At 70.1% G+C, this 14,728-nt stretch carries 10 protein-coding genes; 3 read left to right on the top strand and 7 right to left on the bottom strand.

Features of this window, described 5'->3' with window-relative positions:
• A complete protein-coding gene (locus tag CCR97_RS11230) occupies positions 1–1,569 on the top strand; it encodes a TRAP transporter large permease (RefSeq protein WP_111357101.1) in 1,569 nt (522 codons plus the stop codon).
• A 3-nt stretch (positions 1,570–1,572) separates the two neighbouring features.
• On the opposite strand, the gene CCR97_RS11225 is transcribed toward CCR97_RS11230, so the two are convergent.
• Positions 1,573–3,597 (bottom strand): AI-2E family transporter, encoded by a 2,025-nt coding sequence (locus CCR97_RS11225; protein ID WP_111357103.1) that lies wholly within the window; start codon positions 3,595–3,597, stop codon positions 1,573–1,575.
• A 322-nt stretch (positions 3,598–3,919) separates the two neighbouring features.
• Here CCR97_RS11225 and glgX point away from each other — a divergent pair, with 322 nt between their 5' ends.
• On the top strand, positions 3,920–6,115 hold the full coding sequence (gene glgX, locus CCR97_RS11220) for a glycogen debranching protein GlgX (protein ID WP_111357105.1): 2,196 nt from the start codon (positions 3,920–3,922) through the stop codon (positions 6,113–6,115).
• 134 nt (positions 6,116–6,249) lie between these two features.
• On the opposite strand, the gene CCR97_RS11215 is transcribed toward glgX, so the two are convergent.
• The 6 genes from CCR97_RS11215 to CCR97_RS11190 all read right to left on the bottom strand — a co-directional run bounded on the left by CCR97_RS11215 (position 6,250) and on the right by CCR97_RS11190 (position 13,365).
• Complete coding sequence (locus CCR97_RS11215; protein ID WP_111357106.1) at positions 6,250–6,933, bottom strand: DUF4167 domain-containing protein; 684 nt, start codon at positions 6,931–6,933, stop codon at positions 6,250–6,252.
• A 468-nt stretch (positions 6,934–7,401) separates the two neighbouring features.
• Positions 7,402–8,289: a peptide chain release factor N(5)-glutamine methyltransferase gene (gene prmC / locus CCR97_RS11210; protein WP_111357108.1), complete on the bottom strand. Its 888-nt coding sequence runs from the start codon at positions 8,287–8,289 to the stop codon at positions 7,402–7,404.
• Positions 8,277–8,462 (bottom strand): hypothetical protein, encoded by a 186-nt coding sequence (locus tag CCR97_RS11205; RefSeq protein WP_146618737.1) that lies wholly within the window; start codon positions 8,460–8,462, stop codon positions 8,277–8,279. The genes prmC and CCR97_RS11205 overlap by 13 nt, the downstream gene beginning before the upstream one ends.
• Positions 8,463–8,490: 28 nt before the next feature.
• Positions 8,491–9,570 carry a peptide chain release factor 1 gene (prfA, locus tag CCR97_RS11200; protein ID WP_111357112.1) on the bottom strand — a complete coding sequence of 360 codons (1,080 nt, stop codon included), beginning with the start codon at positions 9,568–9,570 and terminating at the stop codon, positions 8,491–8,493.
• Positions 9,571–9,580: 10 nt separating this feature from the next.
• A complete protein-coding gene (ptsP, locus tag CCR97_RS11195) occupies positions 9,581–11,848 on the bottom strand; it encodes a phosphoenolpyruvate--protein phosphotransferase (RefSeq protein ID WP_111357114.1) in 2,268 nt (755 codons plus the stop codon).
• Positions 11,849–12,114: 266 nt separating this feature from the next.
• A complete protein-coding gene (locus tag CCR97_RS11190; protein ID WP_111357117.1) occupies positions 12,115–13,365 on the bottom strand; it encodes an aspartate kinase in 1,251 nt (416 codons plus the stop codon).
• Between the two features lie 268 nt (positions 13,366–13,633).
• On the opposite strand from CCR97_RS11190, the gene ubiG reads away from it, so the two are divergent.
• Positions 13,634–14,386, top strand: a complete 753-nt coding sequence (ubiG, locus tag CCR97_RS11185; protein ID WP_111357118.1) for a bifunctional 2-polyprenyl-6-hydroxyphenol methylase/3-demethylubiquinol 3-O-methyltransferase UbiG — start codon at positions 13,634–13,636, stop codon at positions 14,384–14,386.
• Positions 14,387–14,728 lie beyond the last annotated feature (342 nt).

Genomic DNA, 14,728 nt, shown 5'->3' with positions numbered 1-14,728 from the left:
ATGGACCTCCAGAGCCTCGTCGCGATCGCCATGGTCGTCACCGCCGTCGCGTTGCTGATGATCGGCTTCCCGGTGGCGCTGACGCTCGCCGGCGTCGCGCTGATCTTCGTCGCCATCGGCGATGCTCTCGGCGTGATGGCGCCGAGCCTGCTCGGCGCGCTGCCCCAGCGCATCTTCGGCGTGATGACCAACGAGGTGCTGCTGGCCATCCCGCTGTTCGTCTTCATGGGCGTGATGCTGGAGCGCTCGCGCGTCGCCGAAGATCTCCTCGAAGCGATGGGCCGGCTGTTCGGCGCCGTGCGCGGTGGGCTCGCCGTCGCGGTCGTGATCGTCGGCGTGCTGCTCGCCGCCGCCAAGGGCATCGTCGGCGCCACCACGGTGACGATGGGCCTGATCGTGTTGCCGACCATGCTGCGGCACGGCTACGACAAGCGCCTCGCGGCCGGCACCGTGGCGGCGACCGCGACGCTCGCCCAGATCTTCCCGCCCGCGACCGTGCTGGTGCTGCTCGGCGACCAGATGAGCAACGCCTATCAGGCGGCCCAGCTCGCGCAGGGCAACTTCGCGCCGCAGTCCGTCACGGTCGCGGATCTGTTCGCCGGCGCCATCGTGCCCGCCTTCGGGCTCGTCGCGCTCTATCTCGTCTTCCTGATCGGCGTCGCGATCGTCGCGCCGAAATCCTCGCCGGCCATCCCGCCCGATCCCGATGCGCCGCGCGGCCTCGCGCTGGCGCGCCGGACGCTCGCCGTGCTGGTCGCGCCGATCCTGCTGATCGTCGCCGTGCTGGGCTCGATCCTCGGCGGTCTCGCGACGCCGACCGAGGCGGCCGCGGTCGGTGCCTTCGGCGCGATGCTGCTCGCGGCGCGGCCCGATCCGCGCGCCTGGGTGCCGTGGCTCGTCCTGATCGCGGTCGTGATTGCCGCGTTGCGGTTCGTCTCGGAGAGCGGCTTCGATCCGCGCGGGCTACTCGCCGGCGACCCCGTGGCTCTCGTGCCGGCTGCGCTGCTCGTCGTCGCGGCAGCCTTGCTGCTGCAGCCCGTGCTGCGGGTCCATCGTGAAAACTATCTCGTGCCGGTGCTGGCCCGCACGGCCGAGGTGACCAGCATGATCTTTCTCATCCTGATCGGCGCGACGCTGTTCAGCCTGGTCTTCCGCGGGCTCGGCGGCGACGATCTCGTCCACCGCGCGCTCGCCGACCTGCCGGGCGGTACGGCCGGAGCGCTGCTCACCGTGATGCTGGCGATCTTCCTGCTCGGCTTCGTGATGGACGCCTTCGAGATCATCTTTGTCGTCGTGCCGATCGTCGCCCCGGCGCTGCTGCAGCTGCCCGGCGTCGACCCGGTGTGGCTCGCCGTGATGATCGCGCTGAACCTGCAGACCTCCTACATCCACCCGCCGCTCGGCCCCACCTTGTTCTTCTTGCGCGGCGTCGCGCCGAAGGAGATCACCACGGCCCACATCTATGTCGGCGCGATCCCGTTCGTGCTGATCCAGCTCCTCGCGCTCGTCGGCCTGTGGCTCGTGCCCGGCCTCGCGACCTGGCTGCCCGGGATCCTCTATCCCGGCTGAGCTTCACGCCGGTGCGGCCGGCGCCATCGACAAGGCCGGCGTGACGGGCCGTTCCGCATCGGGCTGTGGACGGTCTGCGGCCTCGTCGGACCGCGTCGACGCGGACGCCGCTGCGGCGTCGACACACGCGTTCACGGCGTCGGTGAGCGAGTCGGCGTAGAAATCGGCGCCCATGGTGGCGCGGATGCTCTCGCCTTCGGCGGAATCGTCGCGCTCCGGCCACAGGCCGACCAGGATCGGCACGCCGGGGAGCTGTCGCCGCAGCCGCCGGATCAGATAGCGGGTCCGGGCGAGATGGCCGGTCGAGTCGACGAGCGAGATGCAGACGAACGCGATCCCGTCCGGGTTCAGGGCGGCGACGTGGGTGCGTGACAGGCGGTCGCTCGCCAGCGGGCGCGCGCCGAGCCCGTGCTTGCCGAGGAGCTGCATCAGCATGGCGGTCGCCGCCTCGTCGAGCGGCGTCGCGCCGGCGATGCACAATACGGGCGACGGGCAGGCCCAGGCGCCGGTGCGTTCTTCCGGGGGCGGGGCGAACCGACCGGGCGGCGCGTCGTCCTCGCCCTCCGGCTCGACGGGGACCGGGCTCGCGCCCTCGACGGCGGGGGCCGGTGCGCGATCCTGATAGTCGTCGAGCTCCTCGACCAGCTCGGTCACGGCGTCGGCGATGGCGCGGATGCGTGCCGGTCCGAGCACGCCGCGTGACGAATCCTCGGCGGCGAGCGCGAGGCCGCGCAACGCCACCTCGTCGTAATAGGCGGACAGCGATCGTGTCTTCAGCAGGATCTCGGCCTGATCCTGAACCTCGTCGGGATCGGCGGCGAGCATGCGCTGGTAGAACGTCTCGGTCGCGGTGAGGGCCGGCCGGTCGCCGAGCAGCACCTCGAGAAACTCGAGCCGCTCGACGTGACGGCCGAGCACGACGAGGCAGAGCGTCAGCGGCGTCGCCAGCACGAGGCCGATCGGACCCCACAGCCAGGTCCAGAACACGGTCGCGATCAGCACCGACACGGGCGACAGGCCGGTCGAGTGGCCGTAGGCGACCGGCTCGACGACCTGGCCCAGCAACGGCTCGGTGGCGAGGAACAGCGCCAGCACCCAGAAGAACATGGTCCAGCCGGGATCGACCGCGGCCGCGACCGCGAGCGGCAGCAGGGTCGAGATCCAGGCGCCGACATAGGGGACGAAGCGGCACAGGGCGGCGACGATGCCCCACAGGACCGGGCTCGGCAGGCCGATGAACCAGAGCCCGATCGTCACCAGCACGCCGAAGCCGGTGTTGAGCGCGAGCTGTGTGAGAAAGAACTTGCTGAGCCGCCGTCCCGCATCGTTGAGCGCCACCGTGGTCCGGTGGAGATCGCGCGAGCCGAACAGCCGGATGAAGCGATCGCGCAGATCCTCCTTCTGCAGCAGGATGAAGGTGGCGAAGACGAGCACGATGCCGAGCGTCGCGAGCGGGCTGAGCACCGGCGACACCCACTGCTGCGCGAGGGCCAGCGGCGATTGCCGGGCCGACTCCCCGCCGTTCTGACCGCCGTTCTGTGCGGGCTTCTGGCCGCTCTGCTCCTGCGGCGCGGGCGTGGGCGCGCCGGCGGGCTCGCCGGCCGCGTCGGGGCGCATGTGCTCGAGCTGCGCGATCAGCCGCGTCACGCGCCCGAGCGTCTGCTCGCGCACCACCTCGACCTTGTCCCGGATCGTCGTCTCGTAGCGCGGCAGATCCTGGGCGAAGCTCGCGATCTGGCTGGCGATCACGGCGCCGATCGCCGACAGCACGGCGAGCGCGACGATGACGGCGACGATGACGGCCGGCACCCGCCCGAGGCGCAGCCAGCGCAGCGCCCGCACCAGCGGCGCCAGCACGAAAGTGAGCAGCACCGCGAGCGTGATCGGCACCAGCACGTCGCGGCCGAGATAGAGCGCGGCGACCACCACGACGCCGACCGCGAGGGTCAGAAGCTCCGCCAGCGTCGGGCTGTCGGCCGAGGGGATCTGCGCAGCGCCGCGCCCGTTGTCGGCCACACGGTCGGCCATGTCTCGCTCCTGGGTGGCCCGCGGCCGGAGGACCGGAGGGCGTCGCGCAAGACAACGCACCGAGGCCGAAACGGTGCCGCCGTGCCGTGCGGTCGTGCGCAAGGGGAGGTCGCTGCGCCGCGAGATCGCCGGATGGAACTTTCCGGGAGCGGGCCGGTTGAGAGTCGCCGGCCGGGGAGCATCATCATGCTCCTCCGTGGCCGTCGTCCGAACTTCCCGGCGTTCAGACGCGAAGCGCTCTCGCGCCCCGATCGGGGCCGCGGAGGGCGGTGCGTCGCCGAGCCGCCGGACGCCCTCGATCCTCCGGTGGAGACCGAAAGCGATGACCCAGCACGTCACCCCGCCGACCGCGGCGACGCCCGTGAAGCCGCGCTCCAGCGCCGGCGCGACGCGCATTCGCGAAGGCTCGCCGCATCCGCTCGGCGCCACCTGGACCGGGCTCGGCGTCAACTTCGCGCTGTTCTCGGCGCACGCCACCAAGGTCGAGCTCTGCCTGTTCGACGACGCCGGCGAGACGGAGCTCGAGCGGATCGAGCTGCCGGAGTTCACCGACGAGGTGTGGCACGGCTTCCTGCCCGACGCGCGGCCCGGCACCATTTACGGCTACCGCGTGCACGGCCCCTACGAGCCGCAGAACGGGCATCGCTTCAATCCCAACAAGCTGGTGCTCGACCCCTACGCCAAGGCGGTGTTCGGCCAGATCAAGTGGGGCCCCGAGCTGTTCGGCTATCAGCTCGAGAGCGGCGACGACACCACGTTCGACGAGCGCGACAGCGCCCCGAACAATCTGAAAGGTCGCGTCGTCGATCCCGCCTTCACCTGGGGCGACGTGCGCTCGCCCAAGGTGCCGTGGGACCGCACCATCGTCTACGAGATGCACGTCAAGGGCTTTACCAAGCTGCATCCCGAGGTGCCGGAGCCGCTGCGCGGCACCTTCCGGGGTCTGTGCCAGCCGAGCGTGATCCGGCATCTGCGCGATCTCGGCGTCACCGCCGTCGAGCTCCTGCCGATCCATACCTTCGTCGACGACACCTATCTGACTGAAAAGGGCCTGGTGAACTACTGGGGTTACAACACCATCGCGTTCTTCGCGCCGGCACGCCGCTACGCCGCCGTGCCGGACTTCGCCTTCTCCGAGTTCAAGGAGATGGTGGCACGGCTCAACGACGCCGGCATCGAGGTGATCCTGGACGTGGTCTACAATCACACGGCGGAAGGCAACGAGCGCGGCCCGACGCTGTCGTTCAAGGGCATCGACAACGCCGCCTATTATCGCCTGCTGCCCGACCAGCCGCGCTACTACATCAACGACACCGGCACCGGGAACACGCTGAACCTCTCGCACCAGCGCGTGCTGCAGATGGTCACCGACTCGCTGCGCTACTGGGTCGAGGAGATGCGGGTCGACGGCTTCCGCTTCGACCTCGGCACCATCCTGGCGCGCGAGCCCTACGGCTTCGACGAGGGCGGCGGCTTCCTCGATTCGTGCCGGCAGGATCCGGTGCTCTCCTCGGTCAAGCTGATCACCGAGCCGTGGGACTGCGGACCCGGCGGCTATCAGGTCGGCCGCTTTCCGCCCGGCTGGGCGGAGTGGAACGACCGCTATCGCGACACGATGCGCAAGTTCTGGAAGGGCGACGAGGGCCAGATCGGCGAGTTCGCCGGCCGGCTCACCGGCTCGGCCGATCTGTTCAACCGGCGCGGCCGCAAGCCGTGGGCGAGCGTCAACTTCATCACGGCGCACGACGGATTCACGCTGAACGACGTGGTCAGCTACAACGACAAGCACAACGAGGCGAACGGCGAGGACAATCGCGACGGCCACAACGCCAACTACACGTGGAACCACGGCGTCGAAGGGCCGACCGACGATCCCGACATCAAGGCGCTGCGCGAGCGGCAGAAGCGCAATCTGCTGGCGACCCTGCTGCTCAGCCAGGGCACCCCGATGATCACGGCCGGCGACGAGTTCGGCCGCACCCAGCACGGCAACAACAACGCCTACTGCCAGGACAACGAGATCAGCTGGATCGACTGGAATCTCACGCCGGAGGGTGAGGCGCTCTACGCGTTCGCGGCGCGCGTCATCGCGATCCGGAGGGACTACGCGATCCTGCGCCGCAATCGCTTCCTCACCGGCGAGTGGAACGAGGAACTCGGCCTCCGCGACGTGACCTGGCTCACGCCGGCCGGCACCGAGATGGGATCCGAGCAGTGGGACGACCCTTACGCCAAGTGCATGGGCGTGATCTTCGACGGGCGCGCCCAGGAGACCGGCATCCGCCGGCTCGGTCACGACGCGACCATGCTGCTGATCGTCAACGCCGCCGAGATCCCGGTTAAGTTCACGCTGCCGGAGGTCGCCGGCGGGCGCGGCTGGCTGCGCCTGATCGACACCAATGTCGAGACGATCGAGCCGGAGGAGGACGATCTCGAGCGCTTCGACTTCGGCCATGAATACGAGGTGACGGCGCGCTCGCTGCTGCTGCTCCGCCTGCTGCCGGCCCGGCGACGCTGAGGGCAGGGCGCCGCGGCGGTGCTCCGCGCGTGCCCGTCCCTTCGACGAGAGGCCTCATGAAAAAACGCCGTCACCCGAGGGTGACGGCGTTCTCGTCGGAAAACCCGCGCGGCGCGCCCGATGGAGCGTGCGGCTCACTCCTGCGACGGCGCGGAGCCCTCGTCGCTCGACTCGCTGCCCGCCGCGCCCTCGCCGCGCGCGCCACGATGGCGCCGGCGCCGGCGATGCAGCGGGAAGCGGTCGGCGCCACCCTGGCCGCCCGGCTGACCCTCGAAGCCGTTCTGGGCGAAGCCCTGCGCCGCCTGCTGCTGGGGCGCCGGCGCGCCGGTCACGAAGGACGGCAGACGATCGATGCCCTCGTCGGCGGTCGCCGGCTGCGGCTGCCGCGAATAGGGCTGCTCGCGCGGCGTGAAGAACTGCGCGTCGCGCGGCAGATAAGGCTGCGGATCGCGGGTGCCGAAGGTCGGCTGCTCGCCGGTGCCCGGCAGGCCCGACTGGTCGTCGCCCTCGTCGTCGTACATGTCGTCGCGCGAGTCGGCGGCGCCCTCGCCGCGGAAGAACGGCCGCTCGGGGCGGAACTGCTCGTTCGCCGTCGCGATCAGACGGAAATAATGCTCGGCATGCTGGAAATAGTTCTCGGCCGAAACCGGATCGCCGGAGGACTGCGCGTCGCGCGCGAGCTGCATGTACTTCTCGGCGATGTGCGAAGCGGTGCCGCGGATCTTCACGTCCGGGCCGTTGGACTCGTAGACCCGGGTGAGGGGATTGTGGCTCTTGCGGTTGCGGCCCCGCATGCGCTTGTTCTGACCGTTTCTCATGATCGGCTTATGGCCACCTCTGATTGCGGCGGGTCCACCGCCGGTTAGATCAATGGTTGCATGCATCGGCCCACGGCCGATCTTCACCGGACTGCAACCGCGCGCAGCCGATGCTTTCGGCGTGCCGACGGGGGTCACGCCGCAAGTCCTTCCGATGGCTCAGCTTGTGACCGCAGCACGTCTGCGGCGCTGCCAACCTCTCACGATGCTCGCGGGGCTCCCGTAGTGCGATCGAAGCCCGCGTCCAAGCCGCTGAAGTGTTCGATCCCGAGTGGCGCAGCACCAACCCTGTTCAGACGGATTTTGGTGACTGCGTCTGCTGCGTGCCTCGCCGAGCCTATGCTCCGGGCGTCCTATGCAGCAGCTCAAACCGACCCAGGTCGATTCCGTAAGCGGAACCTAGTCGTTCTCGCTGCGGAATCAAGCTCTTTTTTGTCGGCGTTTGGGAAAGACTTTCAAATTTGTATATCAGGTTTGCCGATGTGCCATGACGGCACGAAAGTGTCCGGAAAAGTCCTGATATGGACCACCGCTCCGGACTAGGCCCGCGGTGTCGAACAGGGCCGCGACGGCTACCGCCTGATCATGCCCGACCTCCACCACGAGCGTGCCGCCGGGGGCGAGCAGGCGTATGGCGTCGCCCGCGATCGTCCGGTATGCCGCGAGCCCGTCCTCGCCGCCGTCGAGCGCGGCGCGCGGATCGAAGTCGCGCACCTCCGGATCGAGCGCGGCGATGTCGGCGGTTCGGATGTAGGGCGGATTGGAGACGACGAGATCGAGCCCGCCGGCGAGCGCGCTGCCGTAGTCGCAGCCGACGAAGCGCGCGCGCTCCGACAGCCCGAGCCGGCCGGCATTCTCGCGCGCGACCGTCAGTGCCGCGACGCTGGTATCGGTGCCGATGCCGAACGCGCCGGGAAGCTCGCGCAGCAGCGCGAGCAACAACGCGCCGGAGCCGGTGCCGAGATCGGCGATGCGGTGCACCGCCCGCCGGTCGCCGCGTGCGTCGATTGCGGCGAGCGCCGCCGTCACCACCGTCTCGGTATCGGGACGCGGATCGAGCACGTCGGGCGTCACGACGAGCGGCAGGCTCCAGAACTCCGTCCGGCCGAGGATCCGCGCCACCGGCTCGCGGGCGACCCGGCGCGCCGCGAGCACATTCACGTGATCGGCCTCTGCGTCGGTCAGGATGCGGTCGGCGACACGCGCGAGGCCGGCGTGATCGAGGCCGAGCGCATGGCCGACGAGCAGCCGCGCATCGAGGTCCGGCGTGTCGAGCGATCCGGCCCGCAGCGCCGCCGCCACGGCCCGGCGCGCCGCCGCGACCGTGCAGCCGGCGGCGACGATCACCCGAGCCATCCGGCGAGCAGCGCGTAGAGTCGTTCGAGATATCCGGACCAGGAGAGCGCCGCGATGAGGAGGCCGGTCGCCAGCACGAGCTGGATCGACAGGCCCTGCAGGGTCCGCGGCTTCATCATCCGCATGAGCCGGTGCCGCCAGCGGAGCGGAAAGCGCGGCTTGTGCAGAGTCACGACCGTCTCCCTGTCGTTCGCCGGAGCGTCACGCCGCGCCGGCCTCGGCGGCGAGCAGCGCCGCATTGTGCTCGGTCACGAGCGCGTCGACGATCTCGCCGAGCGCCTCGCCTTCCATCACCTGGGGCAGCTTGTAGAGAGTCAGGTTGATGCGATGGTCGGTGACGCGGCCTTGCGGGAAATTGTAGGTGCGGATGCGCTCGGAGCGGTCGCCGGAGCCGACCTGGCCGCGCCGCTCGGCGGCGCGCGCCGCGTCGCGCTTCTGCTGCTCCTGGTCGTAGAGCCGCGCGCGCAGCATCGCCATCGCCTTGGCGCGGTTGCGGTGCTGCGAGCGCTCCTCCTGGACGAACACGACGATGCCGCTCGGCACGTGCTTCACCCGGATCGCCGATTCGGTCTTGTTGACGTGCTGGCCGCCGGCGCCGCTCGATCGCATGGTGTCGATCTCGAGGTCCTTGTCGTCGATGGCGATGTCGACGTCCTCGACCTCGGGCAGCACCGCGACGGTGGCGGCCGAGGTGTGGATGCGGCCGGACGCCTCGGTGTCGGGCACGCGCTGCACCCGGTGGACGCCCGATTCGAACTTCAGCCGCGCGAAGGCGCCGGCGCCGCGGATCTCGGCGACGATCTCCTTGTAGCCGCCCATGGTGCCGTCGCTCGCCGACAGGATCTCGGTCTTCCAGCCGCGCAGCGCGGCGTAGCGCTCGTACATGCGGAACAGGTCGCCGGCGAACAGCGCCGCCTCGTCACCGCCCGTGCCGGCGCGGATCTCGAGGATGACGTTGCGCTCGTCCATCACGTCCTTGGGGATGAGCGCCAGGCGGATGTCGTCCTCGAGCTGCTGCTTCGCGGCGTCGAGCGATGCCTTCTCGTCGGCCGCGATGCTGCGCATCTCGGCGTCGCTGCCGGGATCGTCGGCGATCGCGACGACGTCGTCGATCTCGCGCAGCAGCTCCTTGTAGCGGGTGATCGCCTCGACGATCGGATCGAGCTCGGACAGCTCGCGCGACAGCTTGGCGAAGGCGTCGGGCGCGAGCTTGCCGGCGAGCTCCGCCTGGAGCGCGGCGTGGCGCGTCACCAGGGCATCGAGCTTCGCTTGCGGCAGCATGGGGAAAGCCTCAGAGGGACAGGCCTTCGGCCTCGGCGAAGGCGGTGAGCTTGGCGCGCACCGAGGCGCTGCCGAGCGGCAGCGCCATCAGCGCGGCGACCAGGCGCTCGACCTTGCCGGCGTCGAGATCGAGCAGCATCGCCTTCACGGGACCGACCGCGGAGGGCAGCAGCGAGAAGGCGCGAAAGCCGATGGCGATGAGCGCGAGCGCGCCGATCGGCTTGGAGGCGAGCTCGCCGCACAGCGTGACCGACTTGCCGTGCGCATTGGCACGGTCGACGATCAGCTTGAGGACGCGCAGCACCGGCACGGACAACGGATCGAAGCGGTTGGCGACGCGGGCATTGCCGCGATCGGCCGCGAACAGGAACTGCAGGAGATCGTTGGAGCCGACCGACAGGAAGTCGACGCGCTCCAGGAGCTCGTCGAGCTGGAAGAGCAGCGCCGGCACCTCCAGCATTGTGCCGACCTCGACGCGCTCGGGCAGGCGGTGGCCGTGCCGGCGCAGATGGGTCAGCTCGCGCTCGACCAGGCCCTTCGCCTCGTCGAACTCGTGCACGGCGGCGATCATCGGGAACATGATGCGCAGCTCGCGGCCCGAGGCGGCGCGCAGCATGGCGCGGACCTGGCTGCGCAGGAGGCCGGGGCGATCGAGGCCGAGGCGGATCGCCCGCCAGCCCAGCGCCGGGTTCTCCTCCTCGTAGTTGCGCATGTAGGGCAGCACCTTGTCGCCGCCGATGTCGAGCGTGCGGAACACCACCGGCTTGCCGCCGGCGGCGTCGAGCACGTTGCGATAGAGGGCGAGCTGCTCGCTGGTGCGCGGGAACTGCGCCGCCACCATGAACTGCAGCTCGGTGCGGAACAGGCCGATGCCGACCGCGCCCGTCTCGGCGAGATGCGGCAGGTCGATCGGCAGGCCGGCATTGATCATCAGCGTGACCGGCTGGCCGTCCTTGGTGACGGCCGGCTTGTCGCGCAGGCTGAGATACTGGAGCTGGCGGCGGGCGCGCAGCCGCACCCGCTCCACATAGGCCGCCTCCATGTCGGGGGTCGGGCGGATGTGGACGTCGCCGGTGACGCCATCGACGATGACGGCGTCGCCCGGATCGGCGAGACCGGTCGCGTTCGGCACCTCGCCGACCGCGGCGATCCCGAGCGCGCGGGCGACGATCGCCACGTGCGAGTTCGGGCCGCCTTCCTCCAGCACGAGGCCGCGCAGGCGGTTGCGGTCGTAGTCGAGCAGCGCCGCCGGACCCATCGAGCGCGCCACGATGATGGCGTGCTCGGGCAGCCGGTCGCGGGTCGGCGCGTGGTCGTAGCCGAGCAGCTGGCGCTGGAGCCGGTGCGCGAGGTCGTCGAAATCGTGCAGCCGCTCGCGCAGATACGGGTCGGTCTGGCGCAGCATGCGGGCGCGGGTGTCGGACTGCACGCGCTCGACCGCAGCCTCGGCGGTGAGGCCGGTGAGCACCGCCTCCTCCAGCTTGTGCACCCAGCCGCGGTCGTGGGCGAACATGCGATAGGCCTCGAGCACGTCGCGGTGCTCGCCGCCCTCCGCCACCTCGCCGCTCTCCAGCATCAGGTCGAGCTCGGCCCGCAGCGTCTCGATGGCGACGCCGAGCCGGCGCAGCTCCTTCTGGACGTCGTCGGCGATGAAGTTGGTGATGACGACGCGCGGCTCGTGCAGCACCACATGGCCGAGCGCGATCGCGTCGGTCAGGGCCGCGCCCGACACGTGGACGGGACGGCGCACCGCCGGCTCGGCGCCGGGCTGGGCCAGCGAGGTGAGCTCGCCCGAGGCGATCATCTCGGCCAGCACCATGGCGGTGGTCTGGAGCGCCTCGACCTCTTCCTCGGAATAGGTTCTGCGCGCACGGTTCTGGACGACCAGGACGCCCAGCGTGTTGCCGGCGCGGAGAATCGGCACGCCCAGGAACGAGCGGTAGATCTCCTCGCCGGTCTCCGGCCGGTACGAGAAGGCCGGGTGGGCCTGCGCGTCGTTGAGATTGATCGGGCTCGCCTCGGTGGCGACCAGGCCGACCAGGCCTTCGTCCGAGCGCATCACGGTGAGGTGGACGGCCTGCCGGTTCAGGCCCTCGGTGGCGTACAGCTCGAGCGTGCCGTCGACGCGCAGGACATAGACGGAGCACACCTCCGCGACCATGTTCGCGGCGATCAGCACGACGATCTTGTCGAGGCGTTCCTGCGCGCTGACCGGCTCCGCCATGACCTCGCGGAGGCGCCGTAACAGCACGCGTGGACCGCCCAGCGCACCGCGCATCGCGTGAGGTCCTTAAAGGGTCGCGTCACAAGGGCCGGCCGGACGAGGAACGTCCGGGTCCGGGTCGGGAATCGCGCCGGGGCGGGCCGGAAGGTCGATTCCGGCAACGGTCATAGCGAATGCGCCGCGGCCGCTGCAAGCGAAAGCGCGTGTCGGCCCCGGGCCGCGCGCCCGTTGTGCAACGCCTTGCCGGGACGGGATTTCCGAGCGGTGTCCCGGCCCGCCGGGCCTGGCCGGCGGGCTCCGGCCGGGCCGGCGCCGCGGGCTCAGGCCTTGTCGAGGCCGTAGAGCGTGTGGAGGGTGCGCACCGCGAGCTCGGTGAAGGCCGAGTCGATCAGCAGCGAGAACTTGATCTCGGACGTGGTGATGGCCCGGATGTTCACGCCGCGGTCGGCGAGCGCCCGGAACGCCGAGGCGGCGACGCCGGCATGGCTGCGCATGCCGATGCCGATGACCGAAACCTTCGACACGTCGGTCGCCGTGTCGAGCCGGGCGAAGCCGATGGCGGCGCGCGCCTTCTCGATCGTGTCCTTGGCCCGCTCGAAGTCGGCGGCCGTGACCGTGAAGGTGAGGTCCGTGGTCTTGCCGTCGGCCGACACGTTCTGGACGATCATGTCGACGTTGATGTTGGCATCGGACAGCGGGCCGAAGATGGCGGCGGCGACGCCGGGCTTGTCCTCGACGCTGCGCACCGAAATCTGCGCCTCGTCCCTGGAGAAGGCGATGCCGGTGACGACCTCGTGTTCCATGATCTCGGACTCGTCGCAAATCAGGGTTCCGGGAGGGGGCCGGTGCGGATCGATGTCCTCCGGCTTGTCGAAGCTCGACCGCACGAAGATGCGGACATTGTGGGTCATGCCGAGCTCGATCGAGCGCACCTGCATGACCTTGGCCCCGAGCGAGGCCATCTCCAGCATCTCCTCGAAGGCGATCTTGTCGAGGCGGCGGGCCTTGGGCACCACCCGCGGGTCGGTCGTGTAGACGCCGTCGACGTCGGTGTAGATGTCGCACCGGTCGGCCTTGACGGCGGCGGCGAGCGCCACGGCCGAGGTGTCGGAGCCGCCGCGCCCGAGCGTGGTGATCCGGCCGGTCTCGCGATGGATGCCCTGGAAGCCGGCGATCACGGCGACCTGGCCCTTGGCGAAGCCGGCGATCAGCGGGGCGCCGTCGATGGCGGCGATGCGGGCCGAGCCGTGCTGGTCCGAGGTCTCCAGCGGAATTTGCCAGCCCTGCCAGGAGCGCGCCGGAATCCCGAGCGTCTGCAGGGCGATGGCGAGGAGCCCCGAGGTCACCTGCTCGCCCGAGGCGACCACGGCGTCGTATTCGGCCTGGTCGTGCAGCACCGCGATGTCGCGGCAGAACTTGACGAGCTGGTTGGTCGCCCCGGCCATGGCGGAGACCACGACGGCGACCTCGTGGCCGGCGTCGACCTCGCGCTTGACGTGCCGGGCGACATTCTGGATGCGGTCGATATCGGCGACGGAGCTGCCGCCGAACTTCATCACGAGGCGCGCCATGACGGGTGGGTCGTCCTTCGAAATCGCACGGCGCCGGGTGGCTCGCTGCGCGAGGCTTGCATCGCCCTGATCCCGGCGCGAAAAAGGCGCGTATACATAACGGCGGTGCCCCGCGATGGCAACGGGGCGACCGCAGGGCAGCCCCCCGGCGAATGGGCTGCGTCGAGCCGGATTTTTTTCGAACAGGCGCCGCCCGAGCAGGCGCCGTCACCCCCGCCCCGGTCGCCACGACCATGGGCGGACCGAACACAGGCAGACGGAATTCCGAATGAGCATCGATCTGGACAGATCCACCACGGTCGACGCGGCCGAGGTCGCCCGATTCGAGGCGATCGCCCGCACCTGGTGGGACCCGCGCGGCAAGATGGCCACGCTGCACAAGTTCAATCCGGTCCGGGTCGGCTGGGTGAAGGAGGCGGCCTGCGCGCGATTCGGCCGCGATCCGCTCCGGATCGACTGCCTCGCCGACCTGCGCATCCTCGACATCGGCTGCGGCGGCGGGATTCTCTCCGAGCCGCTCGCCCGGCTCGGCGCTTCGGTCGTCGGGGCCGACCCGGCAACCACCAACATCGAGGTGGCGAAGCTGCACGCGGCGCAGAGCGGGCTTTCGATCGACTATCGCAACACCACGGCCGAATCGCTCGCCGCCGCCGGCGAGACCTTCGACATCGTGCTGGCCATGGAGGTCGTCGAGCACGTCACCGACGTGCCGTTGTTCGTCTCGGTCTGCGCCGGCATGGTGAAGCCCGGCGGCCTGATGGTCGCGGCGACCCTCAATCGCACCCTGAAGAGCTGGGCGCTGGCGATCGTCGGGGCCGAATACGTGCTGCGGTGGCTGCCGGTCGGCACCCACCAGTGGGACAAGTTCGTCACCCCGCAGGAGCTGGAGGCTGCCATGCAGGCCGCCGGCCTGTCGGTCTCCGGCGAGAGCGGGGTGATGTACAACGTTCTCGCCGATCGCTGGCAGCTGACCCGGGACATGGACGTCAACTACATGATTTCGGCCGAGAAACCGGCCTGATCCGCGGGCCCTTCAAGGCCCGCCGGAGGCGCCGGCCGGCTCGGCCGGGCCAGAGGCCGGTCTAGCCAAAAAAAATCGCCCGAGCTCCCGGCCCGGGCCCGGATCCGACCGCGATCCGGACGAAAGACTTCGTATTGTCAACGGCTTGGACAAAAACGAACGAATTCGCCCCGAGGGTGTTGACTCCTGATCCGAGGGCGGGCATATAAGCGTCATCACGGGCCGCCGCCGCCTCGGCGCGATGGCGCATCCCCTGAGTTCCTCACTTTGGTGTGGGCTTTGGCACCCGGTCGGTTCATCGGGTGGCGTTGTCTTGCCGGGGTTCGGGGTCGGGGCTGTGAC

Source organism: Rhodoplanes elegans, from assembly GCF_016653355.1.
GTDB classification, from domain to species: Bacteria; Pseudomonadota; Alphaproteobacteria; order Rhizobiales; family Xanthobacteraceae; genus Rhodoplanes; species Rhodoplanes elegans.
This window is presented reverse-complemented; position numbering and strand designations above follow the sequence as displayed.